Source organism: Roseivirga sp. UBA838, from assembly GCF_002296035.1.
In the GTDB taxonomy this organism is placed as follows: Bacteria; Bacteroidota; Bacteroidia; order Cytophagales; family Cyclobacteriaceae; genus Roseivirga; species Roseivirga thermotolerans.
Window position 1 is genome coordinate 3,791 of sequence record NZ_DBHC01000027.1, and the last position, 12,933, is coordinate 16,723.

At 43.1% G+C, this 12,933-nt stretch carries 11 protein-coding genes; 8 read left to right on the plus strand and 3 right to left on the minus strand.

Going from position 1 to position 12,933, the window contains the following annotated elements; all coding sequences use genetic code 11:
- The coding region (locus B3O12_RS09155; RefSeq protein ID WP_286756073.1) for a hypothetical protein at positions 1-408 on the plus strand (408 nt) is incomplete at its 5' end.
- A gap of 234 nt (positions 409-642) precedes the next feature.
- Here B3O12_RS09155 and B3O12_RS09160 read toward each other — a convergent pair.
- From B3O12_RS09160 to B3O12_RS09170, 3 genes are all read right to left on the minus strand, one after another.
- Complete coding sequence (locus tag B3O12_RS09160; RefSeq protein ID WP_286743412.1) at positions 643-1,695, minus strand: agmatinase family protein; 1,053 nt, start codon at positions 1,693-1,695, stop codon at positions 643-645.
- Positions 1,696-1,775: 80 nt separating this feature from the next.
- Entirely contained in the window at positions 1,776-3,053 is a 1,278-nt protein-coding gene (gene speE, locus B3O12_RS09165; protein ID WP_189630009.1) for a polyamine aminopropyltransferase, read from the minus strand.
- Between the two features lie 68 nt (positions 3,054-3,121).
- A complete protein-coding gene (locus tag B3O12_RS09170; protein ID WP_286756074.1) occupies positions 3,122-3,613 on the minus strand; it encodes a SixA phosphatase family protein in 492 nt (163 codons plus the stop codon).
- A gap of 146 nt (positions 3,614-3,759) precedes the next feature.
- Between B3O12_RS09170 and topA the strand changes: the two genes are divergently transcribed.
- The 7 genes from topA (at position 3,760) to B3O12_RS09205 (ending at position 12,805) form a co-directional block, all read left to right on the plus strand.
- A complete protein-coding gene (topA, locus tag B3O12_RS09175; protein WP_286756075.1) occupies positions 3,760-6,075 on the plus strand; it encodes a type I DNA topoisomerase in 2,316 nt (771 codons plus the stop codon).
- 70 nt (positions 6,076-6,145) lie between these two features.
- On the plus strand, positions 6,146-7,120 hold the full coding sequence (locus B3O12_RS09180) for an alpha/beta hydrolase (RefSeq protein ID WP_286743406.1): 975 nt from the start codon (positions 6,146-6,148) through the stop codon (positions 7,118-7,120).
- Positions 7,117-7,659: an HD domain-containing protein gene (locus B3O12_RS09185; protein ID WP_189630005.1), complete on the plus strand. Its 543-nt coding sequence runs from the start codon at positions 7,117-7,119 to the stop codon at positions 7,657-7,659. Before B3O12_RS09180 ends, B3O12_RS09185 begins: the two co-directional genes overlap by 4 nt.
- A 10-nt stretch (positions 7,660-7,669) precedes the next feature.
- Positions 7,670-8,356, plus strand: coding sequence for an SIR2 family NAD-dependent protein deacylase (locus B3O12_RS09190; protein WP_286756076.1), 687 nt, complete (start codon positions 7,670-7,672; stop codon positions 8,354-8,356).
- Between the two features lie 162 nt (positions 8,357-8,518).
- Positions 8,519-9,928, plus strand: a complete 1,410-nt coding sequence (locus B3O12_RS09195) for an MATE family efflux transporter (protein ID WP_189630003.1) — start codon at positions 8,519-8,521, stop codon at positions 9,926-9,928.
- Between the two features lie 331 nt (positions 9,929-10,259).
- Complete coding sequence (locus B3O12_RS09200) at positions 10,260-12,389, plus strand: M48 family metallopeptidase (RefSeq protein ID WP_286756077.1); 2,130 nt, start codon at positions 10,260-10,262, stop codon at positions 12,387-12,389.
- A complete protein-coding gene (locus B3O12_RS09205; protein ID WP_189630001.1) occupies positions 12,386-12,805 on the plus strand; it encodes a DUF1801 domain-containing protein in 420 nt (139 codons plus the stop codon). Before B3O12_RS09200 ends, B3O12_RS09205 begins: the two co-directional genes overlap by 4 nt.
- The last annotated feature ends 128 nt before the right edge of the window (positions 12,806-12,933 follow it).

The window sequence follows — 12,933 nt, forward strand, 5'->3', positions numbered from 1 at the left end:
ATGCTTTCTCCTATTCTTGAAGAAGGATTAAACTTATTGTATTCATATGGGTTTTCAGAAGAAGAATTAGGTGAATCTTTCGGTTCACTGGATAACCCAGAAATAGTCAGTTTAGCATTAACATTAGTGAGGGTTGAAGAGCTTAACGATCAACTCTCAAGCAACCTAGAACAAAATCAATCAACCTTTTTTTATTCAACAGCATATGCTCAAAGTATCAAAGACTGCGCTCTCCGTGCAATTGGTGTTGATAGGCTAATTGATTGGGCAAAGGGTAAATACCTAAGTAGCTACGCAGCTCGAAAAATGCTTATTAAGGCCGTAGGAAAAGCCGCTGCTAGACTGGGGCTTGGCTGGATAGGAACTGCTTTGGCAGTAGCAGAATTCGTTGAATGTATGGCTCATTAACATTAAAAGAGATGTATCAGAAATTCATTATTCCTTTATTCATAATTGCCTCTTTAGTCATTATTTGGGACCTTATTAAGATTCTAAAAACCCCTAAAACTAAACGTAAAGAGAAATACAAAATAAGGTACCTTATACTCTTACTAGTCTTATTTATTTATTTGGTCGTTGAAAATCTATTGGAATAAATAGGAATTACCTATGCCAGTTTTATTGAAACTGGCATAGGTTACCTTAATGGTACTTAACTAAACCCTGGCTCATAGCCATCAGATTGATGACCCGGTATAGGGCTCTCGCTCCAACATTGGCATCCCACTCATCTTCTCCGGGAGAAACCTCATTCAGATCGGCACCTACTATTTTCTTACCAGACTGTACCGCTTTCTTAATGAGATACATTACTTGTTCGAATTCAAAACCACCGGGAACGGGCGTTCCTGTGTTGGGACATAACTTAGGATCTAAGCCATCAATATCGAAAGAGAGGTATAGTTTATCGGGTAACTCAGCAATAATTTTTTCACAGATAGCATCCCAGCTTTCACCCCTGTATTGCTGTTCTTTTATAAGCTGGTCGTAAAATGAAACAATTCTTCCTTTAGAATTTCTGACCATTTCGGCTTCTTGCTCACAATAATCTCTAATGCCCACCTGTACCAGTTTTTTTATTTCTGGAGTCTTTAGAGCATTGTACATAATGCTTGCGTGCGAGTATTCAAAGCCCTCATAAGCTATGCGCAAATCGGCATGAGCATCTATTTGCAAAATGGCCAGATTAGCATGCCTTTTGGCGCATGTTCTTATATGGCCCAAAGGCGTACTATGATCTCCACCCAGTAGCACGGTAAGTTTACCCTGCTCTTGCCAGTAGGTGCATTCCTGTTCTACATATTCCATAAGTTGAGCACACTCTCTATTCACCTCTGCAAGAATCTTGAGCATGTACTCTTCCTGTTCCGGGTCGCTCCCCTCTTCAAGCCACTCAATATATTGTTCAGACTTGGCCCTTAGCTCTTTGCCCAAAGAATACCATACTTCCGGTATTTCGGCCATGGCCACTCCAATTTTCCAGGCTTCCTTTACATCGGGCTGCTCATAATCTAATTGAGAAGAAGCCTCCAAAATGGCCTCAGGACCATCAGATGTGCCCGCTCCATAGGAAACAGTTACATCCCATGGCACAGGAATAACCACAATTTTAGCATCTTCAGTACTGTAGGGCAAGCCAAACAGGGTGCCCTTCACTCCCACATTATTGGGGTTAAAATCATCAGCATTTGTCATAGGGTTGTCTTTTAAGACCTAAATAATCTAACCCAACTAAATGGGTTAGACCATTGGTGTTTCTAACATAGGCAAGTGGCTTACCCAATCATATCACGAACAAAGGTTGGCAAAGCAAAGGCTGCCTGGTGTAAGTCCGCATTGTAGTACTTCAGTTTTGCCGATTGGGCAAAAGCCTCTACCTCTTCTTTGCTCTTTTGTTTGAGCGGATGCGCCTTGCCCTTAGAGCTATAGCTGAACGACCACATACCGGTTGGGTAAGTAGGAATATAGGCTAGATAGCAATGCACCTTGTCCTGTCCAAAAATACCCCTGTAGGTCTGATATATCTCTTTGAACACCTTGCTATTGAACCTTGGTGATTCGCTTTGAGTAATCATTATGCCGTCATCGCTCAAAATACGATAAACCTCTTTGTAGAAGTCCACGGAAAACAATCCTTCTGCCGGCCCCACAGGGTCGGTAGAGTCTACAATAACCAAATCAAAGCTGCCATCGGCCGCTTCATTCACATACTTAATTCCATCGTCAACAATGAGGTTCAGCTTAGGATCATCGAGGCTCTGCGATATACTGGGTAAGTGCAACTTACTGGCCTCAATCACCTTATCGTCAATCTCTACCATTACCACTTCTTCCAGTTGTTTATGCTTGAGCACCTCTCTGGCCGTACCACCATCGCCTCCGCCAATAATCAATACCCGTTTTGGATCGGGATGAGTGAGTAAGGGCACATGACTAATCATTTCGTGGTATACATACTCATCCACTTCGGTGGTCATAACCATACCATCAAGAGTGAGCATGTTACCGTAGGCCTGCGTATTGTAAACGGCCACTCGCTGATAATCCGACTGAACATCGTAAAGCTTTCCATCATGCTTTAATGAAAGGGCTATTTTATCATCGCGTTCGGTAAACCATACATCACGGGTTCTTATTGGGCTCCCATCTTCTGCACTTCTTTCATCGCGCATGGCTTTTACTTCAAAGTTTCTTCTTTTGAGCAATGCCATTTCTCCACGCTTCAACTCCACAGCCGAACCATGACCGGCTTCAAACGCATCTTTTAGCATTTGATAAGAAACCCATGGATTTACGGTATCTCCGCAAGTAAAGAGGTCTACCGATGCATAGCCATATTCCGGCCAGGTATGTATGGCCAAATGGCTCTCCTGAATTACAACCACACCACTTACGCCATAGGGTGAAAAGTGATGAAAGGTGGAGTTAATGATGGTTGCGCCAGCCTCTTCGGCTGCATTTTCCATGCTCTGCTCTATGTGAACCACATCGTTCAGTGCCTCTGGAGAACAGTTATAATATTCAACAATAATGTGTCTTCCTAATGATGCCATGCGCCAAAAATAAGACCTTCCTTCTTTTCAAAGGCAAGGATTTTTGAAATTAATAGCGCCACGGCTTTTCAGGAAGCCTGACCGGGATAGTAAAAGTCTTTCTGAATGGCCATATGGCCTGAAACATGGGCCCAGCTTTCCGCTTCAAAAGTAAGCCATGCGCAGGTGGCTGGAGCATAAGGCTCATAATTACCGCTAAGAAAGGAGTACAAATCAGAAATACCCGGGTTATGCCCCACAATGGCTACATGTTCAAAATTATCATCCATTCTGTTCACAAAAGCCTTCATTAGATTACCAGTTGCTTCATACAGTTCTTCTGCATCCATTAAGCGGGGCACCTCAGTAAGTGCGGCACAAATATGCTGGCTGGTTTGTAAGGTTCTAATGGCAGGACTGTGATAAATAGCATTTAGTTGAAAAGGCAACTGTTTTATGTAACCTCCCAGAATTATACCCTGCTTTTGTCCGTTGCCACTAAGTTTACGATCAAAATCTCTCTTCTTTTCATCGGGAAACTCGGCCTCTGCGTGCCGAATAAGCAATAAATTTCTAACCATTTAGATAGTTCTTCAGTTATGTGACCATCAACGAACAATCCGTTGAATTGATACATGCAAAATAGGGCGAAAACTTATTTCGCTTGTTTTTTTGAAAGTTTTATACGCATCTTTGAAGCGATCGGAATTTTAAATCTAGCCAGAATATGTCGAAAAATCTTGTCATTGTCGAGTCACCGGCCAAAGCCAAAACTATAGAAGGATACCTTGGAAAAGACTTCAAGGTAGTATCGAGCTACGGCCACGTACGCGACCTACCCAAAGGAGATAAAGCCATTGATATTGAAAATGGTTTTAAGCCCACCTACGAGGTTACAGCCGACAAGAAAGAGGTCATAAAAAACCTTAAAAAACTGGCTAAAGAAGCCGAAATGATCTATCTGGCCAGTGATGATGACCGCGAAGGAGAAGCTATTAGCTGGCACCTCAAAGAGGCCTTAAAGCTTAAAGAAGATCATACCAAGCGAATCGTTTTCAGGGAAATTACCAAGTCGGCTATTCAGAAGGCTCTGGAAAATCCTCGCACCATTGATGAGGACCTGGTAAATGCACAACAAGCTCGTAGAATTCTCGATCGTCTGGTAGGTTATGAGCTTTCTCCCGTGCTCTGGAAAAAGATTAAACGAGGACTTTCTGCCGGCCGGGTACAGTCAGTAGCCGTGCGGCTGGTGGTAGAACGAGAGAGAGAAATAGATCAGTTTGAGGTAAACTCCTTCTTCAAAGTGTCGGCCATCTTTGATATAGACGGCAAAGAACTGAAAGCAGAAATTCCTAAACGGTTCGATTCTGAAGAAGAAGCCAGGGCTTTTCTGGAAAGTTGCAAAGGAGCTTCTTACACTATTGAATCGCTCGATAAAAAACCGGCAAAGCGATCTCCTGCAGCACCTTTTACCACCTCTACCCTGCAGCAAGAGGCCAGCCGAAAACTGGGCTTTTCCGTATCGCAAACCATGACACTCGCCCAACGCCTCTACGAGGCCGGTAAAATCTCATATATGAGAACGGACTCGGTGAACCTTTCTGAAGAAGCCGTTTCGGGTGCGCTCAGCGAAATTAAATCGGCTTTTGGAGAAGCTTATGCCAAAAGAAGGCAGTTCAAAACCAAATCGCAATCGGCTCAGGAGGCTCACGAAGCCATAAGACCAACCGATTTCTCGGCACATTCGGCAGGAAAAGATTACAATGAAAAAAGGCTCTATGAGCTTATTTGGAAGCGAACCATTGCCTCACAAATGGCCGAAGCTCAACTTGAGCGAACAACAGTAACTATTGGTATTTCTACCAATAGCGAAAAGCTCGTTGCTCAGGGCGAAGTAGTTGTATTTGAGGGCTTTCTGAAGGTCTACATCGAATCGACAGACGAAGATGATCAGACCGAAGAAGCTAAAGGCATGCTGCCTCCGCTCACTGTGGGGCAGTCGCTTCAGCTAGAGTTTATGAAGGCCCGGCAAGGGTTTACACGCCCTCCTGCCCGCTATACTGAAGCCAGTTTGGTAAAAAAGCTGGAAGAAATGGGTATTGGTCGTCCTTCTACCTACGCACCGACCATTTCGACTATACAAAAACGAGAATATGTTCTTAAAGAAAATCGCGATGGTGTAGAACGCAACTACAAAGAGCTGGTATTTAAAAATGACCAACTGAACACCAACACATTGACCGAAATTACAGGAGCAGAAAAAGCCAAACTATTCCCTACTAACATTGCCATGGTGGTGAATGACTTTCTGGTTGACCACTTCCCCAATGTAATTGACTACTCTTTTACTGCCAATGTAGAAGAGGAATTCGACCAAATTGCCAGCGGATCTCAAAATTGGGATCAAATGATTAAGAACTTCTATGGTCGTTTTCACCAAACGGTTGAACAAACCGAACAGATTAAGCGCAGCGATGTTGGAAGCAGCCGAGAGTTAGGCATAGACCCGGAATCTGGCAAACCCGTAATTGCACGTTTAGGTAAATTTGGGCCATTGGTTCAGATTGGAGAAACAAGTGAAGACAGTGAGGAAAAACCGAAATTTGCAAGCCTCAAAAAAGGGCAATTCATAGAGAGTATTACCTTAGAAGACGCTCTTGAGCTTTTTAAACTACCTAGGCAGGTAGGTGAATTTGAAGGCAAAGCCATTACGGCTGCCATTGGCCGGTTTGGCCCCTACCTCCGTCACGATAACAAGTTTGTATCCCTAGGTAAAGAACATGACCCGCTCAGTATCGATGAAACTACAGCCATTGAACTCATAGAAGCCAAGCGAAAAGCCGATGCCGAGAAATTCATCAAAACCTTCGATGAAAACCCTGACGTACAAGTACTTAATGGGCGATGGGGACCTTATATTAAGGTTGGAAAACAAAATGTGAAAATTCCGAAAGACAAAGTAGCAGAAGAGTTGACTTTGGAAGAGTGCCTGGAGCTGGCGGCCAATGCGCCTGCCAAAAAAGGCAGAGGCCGAAAGAAGTAACATTGGCCCCATTGGCCTACTTATTGTTTTAAGTCTCCATTGAAATCATTAGCTTTCTAACTGATCGACTATGAGCAGACTGATACCATTTTCAATCTTTCTGATCTTAATCCTTAGCCCATTCCTCAACCACGCACAACGATTCGAGGAAGAGATGGTTCATATCCAAAATGAAGGCCATGAACTGGGCGGAGCCATTATGTTTCCTGAAGGCTCTAAAAAGAAACTACCGGTAGTACTTATCATTCAGGGTTCAGGACCAACCGATAAAGATGGCAACTCGGCAGCCTTAGAAGGCAAAAACAACTCCCTCAAGTTGTTGGCCGAAACCCTTGCGGCCAATGGCATTGCCTCCTTACGATTCGACAAACGAGGCCTTGGTCTAAGCAACCATACTCCTACTTCTGAAAGCGAACTTATTTTTGAAGATTTTGTAGACGATGCCCGCGCTTGGCTTCACTACCTGTCAAAAGACAAACGCTTTATGAATATTGGAGTAATTGGGCATTCGCAGGGTTCGCTAATTGGTATGCGAATTTCTCAAGAGCCTGGTGTTAAAGCTTTTGCCTCATTGGCCGGGCCATCCCTTACTATCGATGAAACCATTATGCTCCAAATCAAGTCCAACCCCTTCAACCCATCGAACATTGTAGAAGAAGCCAAAAGCATTTTTGCCCAATTGGAGCAAGGCAAAACCGTTGAAAATATACCGCCCTATTTGCTCAGTGTTTTCAGACCGAGCGTACAGCCCTTCATGATTTCATGGATGAAGTACGACCCATTGGTTGAAATGGAAAAACTCGAAATCCCCATATTGGTGGTGGCGGGCAGCACCGACTTACAAGTGACTGTAGATGATGCCCAACGCTTGCAGATTGCCAATGAAAGGGCAGAACTCAAAGTAATTGATGGTATGAACCACATTCTTAAGAATGCTCCGGCTGATAAGAATAAAAACATGGCATCTTATACAAACCCGGATCTACCACTGAACGAAGAACTCAAAGAAACCATCGTAGCCTTTTTCGAAAAACACCTCAAATGAACAGAAAAGAAGCAAGAACTATACTCGAAAACTGGACTAAGACTGAAAGCCTACTGCGGCATGCCCGAAGTGTAGAGCTGGTTATGGAAGCTTATGGAGAGCATTTTGGCGAGGATGCGGAGCAATGGGCAATAACGGGCATGCTCCATGATGCTGACTACGAGGCATTTCCTGAAGAACACCCTCATAAAATTGTGGCCCTGTTAAGAGAGAAAGGCGAAGACACAATGGCCCATGCCATAGCTGCCCACTATACCAAATGGGGTGTGAGCTATGAGACCTTGCTTGATAAAGCACTATTGGCCTGCGATGAACTCACCGGATTTATTATAGCCTGCTGCCAGGTAAGACCACAAGGAATTGACGGGCTGACTCCCAAATCGGTTAAGAAAAAACTCAAGCAAAAGAGCTTTGCAGCTAAAGTAGAAAGAGACGAAATAGAAACAGGTGTTAAGCTTTTAGGAGTAGAACTAGACGACCATATCCAATTTATTATTAACGTTTTGGAGAAAAACAAAGTGGAGCTGGGCATTGGCTAACTCTTGCAGTATGAAGAAACTGGTAGCATTGACAGGAGCCGGAATAAGTGCGGAAAGCGGCCTTAAGACCTTCCGCGATTCTGATGGCCTTTGGGAAGGGCACGATGTAACTGAAGTGGCTACTCCCGAGGCATGGCAACGAAACCCGGAGTTGGTGCTCAAGTTTTACAACGAACGTAGAAAGCAAGCCCTCAATGCACAGCCCAATGCAGCCCATAAAATATTGGCCGAATTAGAACAGCATTTTGAAGTCACAGTAATTACTCAAAATGTAGACAACCTGCATGAAAAAGCCGGCTCAACCCATGTCATCCACCTGCATGGTCAATTGTTTGAATCGCGCAGCAGCATTGACGAGCGCCTTGTATACACGCTAGACGACTGGCAGCTAAACATTGGCGACCTTTGCGAAAAAGGCAGTCAGCTCAGACCAAATATTGTGTGGTTTGGTGAAGCAGTTCCCATGATGGAACCGGCTATTGAAGAAACTGTAAATGCCGATGTTTTTCTTGTGATTGGCACCTCTTTGCAGGTTTATCCTGCAGCTGGTTTGGTGCAATACACTCCGGCTCATTGCCCGATTTATTTGGTAGACCCTAAACGACCACCCTCCTATTTGGGCAGAGAAGTAAGTTATATTGAAGACAAAGCGTCTTCCGGAATGCAACACCTGAAAGAAATATTACTCAAAACCTAATTTTCTTTAGGACTTTTTGGAAAATTAGTTTTGCTTTGCAAGCATCATGATTTTATGAGAATTACATCTACCATACTTGCCGTCCGTGCACTGGTTCTGAACCTGGGGTAATCTCCCGGTCGCCTACTCTTTTTTACTTTTTACTTTTCATAATTCTCAACAATGACATCTATTCCTCAAAATAAATTCAAGAGGTATTTTCAATACCTAATTGCTGCCATACGCGGCAATGAAGAAGACTTCACCACCGGTAGCATTAGAAAAGCCATTTTCATGCTTTCAGTACCCATGATCCTCGAAATGCTCATGGAGTCTACGTTTGCCCTGGTCGATATAGCTTTCGTTTCAAGAGTATCTGTAAATGCCGTAGCTACTGTGGGTTTAACCGAATCGGTAATTACGCTGCTGTATGCTCTGGCCATTGGTCTAAGTATGTCGGCAACAGCGGTAGTGGCCAGAAGAACTGGCGAGAAAGACAAAAAAGGCGCTGCTGAAGCGGCCGTACAGGCCATCATTCTCGGCACTATCATTTCCATTGTTATTGGTGCCATAGGCATTATTTACCCCAAAGAAATTTTGGGGCTTATGGGTGGTGAGGCTTCTCTTATAGAAGAAGGCTACGGCTATACCCGCATATTGATAGGTGGTAACATTACCATTATGCTACTCTTCCTAATCAATGCCATTTTTCGTGGTGCCGGAGATGCTTCTGTGGCTATGTGGGCTTTAGTGATTTCCAATGGTCTCAATATTATTCTGGATCCCATCTTCATTTTTGGCCTGGGTCCCATACCGGCCTATGGTGTGGAAGGAGCAGCCATAGCCACCACCATTGGTCGAGGTGTGGCAGTGATCGCTCAGTTTACCATTCTTTTCTTTGGATGGAGCAGAATAAAACTGAGTATCAGAGACTTTGTGTGGAAAGCAAAGGTAATGCTCAATCTCATTAAAATATCGTTGGGAGGTATAGGCCAGTTTCTCATTGGTACTTCCAGCTGGGTGTTTCTAATGCGCATAATGTCTGAGTTTGGTAGTGATGTGCTGGCCGGTTATACCATTTCCATTCGTGTAATGATGTTTACCCTTATGCCTTCGTGGGGAATGAGTAACGCAGCAGCAACTTTGGTTGGACAAAACCTTGGAGCCAAACAACCGGAACGTGCAGAAGCCTCGGTATGGAAAACAAGTAAGTACAATGCCATTTTTATGGTGCTCATATCGTTGGTGTATTTGCTTATGGCCCAACAAATTATCAGTTGGTTTAGCGATGTGGACGATGTAATCACTTACGGTGCATTGAGCTTACAGGTAATCACAGCAGGCTATGTGTTTTATGCTTATGGCATGGTGGTTACTCAGGCTTTTAATGGCGCTGGCGACACCCAAACTCCAACCATAATTAATTTCTTTTGTTTCTGGCTGTTTCAGATACCCCTGGCTTACCTGGCGGCTCTTTATTTAGACTGGGGCCCTATTGGCGTTTTTGGAGCCATAACTATTTCAGAAATGCTGATTGCAGTGGTTTCTATTATTCTTTTTAAGAAAGGTAAGTGGAAAGTGACCCAGGTATAGGCCGGCTTCATCACACCAAACGGAGATTGCCTCAAGTGTCAATTAAAACTCACCCTGAACCTGTCTGTAACCAAGACAGGTTCAGGGTTTTTTAAGTCTTTGATATTCAATAGTGAGGAATTTTAGAATCAGCCCGTCTGTGTACAAACAAATTAAGAATGAGCTTTTTTTGACTTTTTTGATGCTGCATTCACTACGTTAAAGAGAGGCTATCCGTAGAATTAGAGGTTGGACAGTACCTTTTCATTGGCACACCACATAGAACAATTGCCTTTGTCATCGCTTTCAATTCTGCCAATAACTCCATACTTTATGCTATATTTTTTTAAGCATGTCACAATCGTTTTATCCTGAAAGCCCTAAAGCTTTCAAAGATGATCTCACCAAATTATCCGGTCAATATCGTTTACAGATTTTCATCAACCTCATCGCTATTCTGGTCTTTATTCTGGTTTACTTGGCCATGATAGTGGGCTCAGTCAATCTCATTTACGAGATCATTACTTTTCCTCTACCCAAAAAATTTAACCATTGGCACTTGCTACTCAAGTTTGGTATGGCAGGTATGGCAGTCATGCTATTTTTATTTCTTCTCAAGTTTATCTTCAAGAAAAACTCTGGAAGTGGTACTGACCATGTGGAAATAAAGGAAAGAGACCATCCAAAACTCTTTCAGTTTATCCGGCAATTGAGCGATGAAGTTGGTGCGCCTTTTCCTAAAAAGATATTTGTGAACCATGAAATCAATGCCTCGGTGTTCTACAACAGCACTGTTTTTAGTCTATTTTTTCCCGGCCGCAAAAACCTTTTGATTGGCCTTGGACTGGTAAACAGTATCAATCTCAGCGAGTTCAAAGCGGTAATTGCCCATGAGTTTGGCCATTTTGCACAAAGCAGCATGAAGCTGGGAAGCTATGTATATATGGCCAATAAAATCATTCATGACATGGTGTATGAACGAGACAAATGGGACGAAACATTAGAAAAGTGGCAATCTTTAGACGTTCGTTTTTCCATTTTTGCGTGGTTGCTCATGCCCATTATTTGGCTGGTTCGTTTCCTCATGAGTCTATTATACAAGGGGTTGAACGCTCTACACGCCTCGCTTTTGCGGCAAATGGAATTTAATGCCGACCTGGTGGCCGTAAGTGTAACTGGTAGCAACCAAATAATCAATGGCTTGTATCGGTTGGGTTCTGCGTCTGAAGTGATGAATGTGGTCATTTCTAAGCTGGTTGATGCCCGCGATGAGCATCTTTTTACCAACAACATCTTTCATCATCAGTCCGAATGTTTTTCCTTTTTTAAAAAGAAGCACCCTGCCTTTCGGGAGACACTTCTTGAATACCGACTGAAAAACTCGGATACATCAGAATATTGGCTTTTTGAAGGAGATAAAGACAAGGAGGCGCCCCAAATGTATGCCAGTCACCCCTCTAACTTTCTGAGAGAAAGAAATGCCAAGAAGAACTATGTGAAGGGTACCAGTGACGACCGAAGCCCATGGATTCTGTTTGGTAACAAAGATGAACTGGCTGAAAAAGTTACCTCAAATTTCTATGCCCTATATTTTGGAGAGAAGCCACAGGAGATTAGTCCTGCCAGTGAGGTTCAGAAGTTTATTGAACAAGAACTTTCTGAGGGGGAGTTTCCTGAGCATTATTTGGGCTTTTATAATTCTCGAAACATTCATATTCCCGAAGAGCAGGAATTGGAAACCATTGTTAACGGCTCAAAAGGGCTCGAGGAGGTTGAGCTTTGGGGGAAGGAATTTGAACAGAAGATGGCGGCTATTGCCAAAAACCAAAATCGTATAATTGAGGTGGTGCAATCTATGGAAACAGTCGATCAGAAATGGTCTTTAAAAGCCTCCAATGACTCTAAAAAGGATAAAGAAGCTCTAAAGAAAGAATATACTGAGTTGGTCAAAGTTATGGAGAAAGACCATGAATGGTACAAGCAAGAAGACACTAAAGTGCTCACAAAGGCACTAGCCTATTACAACGAAAATCATTTATCTACCGATGAGCTGCTGGGCATCTACAGGTTCATTCGCTCACTAAATCTTACCTACTCAACGCTACTAGACTGTCAAAACCAATTGGAGGAGCAAATACAACACATCATTAGCAAGAAGCGCATTACCGATGGTGAAATTGCCATGATAGCTCATGACTTGCGTAAAATTTATTTACAGGTTGAAGAACTGCTACTAAAGGCTGATCATGTAGAGATTCCTCGTTTGAGTCATGTTTCAGAAACCAAACTTAAAAGCTTTCTGCTTAAAGAACAGTTGGCCTTTATCTCCCAAAACACACTCAACTTTGAAAAAATACAACTGTTTAGATTTCAGTTGGTCGATATCAAAAACAGGCTGGACAGAATCTACAATAAAGCATTGACTGAAATGATAAAGTTGCACGAAGTGGCCTACGCCCCCAACCAAAAAGTAGTTGTATGATTATTGTAACAGACCCGCGTGTATTAAATGTTTTCTCTGCTTATCCTGATGAAGTGCGGCTCAGAATGTCTAATCTACGGAGTCTTTTAATAGAAGCCGCCACAGAAATTGAAGGTCTAAGCCAATTGGAAGAAACCCTAAAGTGGGGAGAACCCAGCTACCTTACCGCAAAAGGCAGTACAGTTAGAATGGACTGGAAACCAAAAGCAGCCGATAAAGTGGCCGTATACTTTAAGTGCACCTCTCGTTTGGTTCCCACTTTCAGGACCCTGTATGATCAGGCCCTTCAATTTGAAGGTAACCGATCCATTGTTTTACCTTTAACTGGCCCTTTTCCCTATAAAGCGCTAAAGCACTGTATACAAATGGCCCTTAACTACCATAAAATTAAACACCTTCCACTACTGGGCAATTAATGAAAGCCATAGGTAAATATACGCTCAGCGAAATTTCATTTCTTCTCTACATAGTCTCACTAGTTATGCCAGCCTTCTGGTTCAATGACCTATTGGGTTTTCATTGCCTGATTCTTGGATGGATAGGA

Bases quoted from the DNA above. Each gene is read 5' to 3' on its own strand.
- B3O12_RS09160 (WP_286743412.1), bottom strand. From the start codon at position 1,695: ATGACAAATGCTGATGATTTTAACCCCAATAATGTGGGAGTGAAGGGC.
- speE (WP_189630009.1), bottom strand. From the start codon at position 3,053: ATGGCATCATTAGGAAGACACATTATTGTTGAATATTATAACTGTTCT.
- B3O12_RS09170 (WP_286756074.1), bottom strand. From the start codon at position 3,613: ATGGTTAGAAATTTATTGCTTATTCGGCACGCAGAGGCCGAGTTTCCC.
- topA (WP_286756075.1), top strand. From the start codon at position 3,760: ATGTCGAAAAATCTTGTCATTGTCGAGTCACCGGCCAAAGCCAAAACT.
- B3O12_RS09180 (WP_286743406.1), top strand. From the start codon at position 6,146: ATGAGCAGACTGATACCATTTTCAATCTTTCTGATCTTAATCCTTAGC.
- B3O12_RS09185 (WP_189630005.1), top strand. From the start codon at position 7,117: ATGAACAGAAAAGAAGCAAGAACTATACTCGAAAACTGGACTAAGACT.
- B3O12_RS09190 (WP_286756076.1), top strand. From the start codon at position 7,670: ATGAAGAAACTGGTAGCATTGACAGGAGCCGGAATAAGTGCGGAAAGC.
- B3O12_RS09195 (WP_189630003.1), top strand. From the start codon at position 8,519: ATGACATCTATTCCTCAAAATAAATTCAAGAGGTATTTTCAATACCTA.
- B3O12_RS09200 (WP_286756077.1), top strand. From the start codon at position 10,260: ATGTCACAATCGTTTTATCCTGAAAGCCCTAAAGCTTTCAAAGATGAT.
- B3O12_RS09205 (WP_189630001.1), top strand. From the start codon at position 12,386: ATGATTATTGTAACAGACCCGCGTGTATTAAATGTTTTCTCTGCTTAT.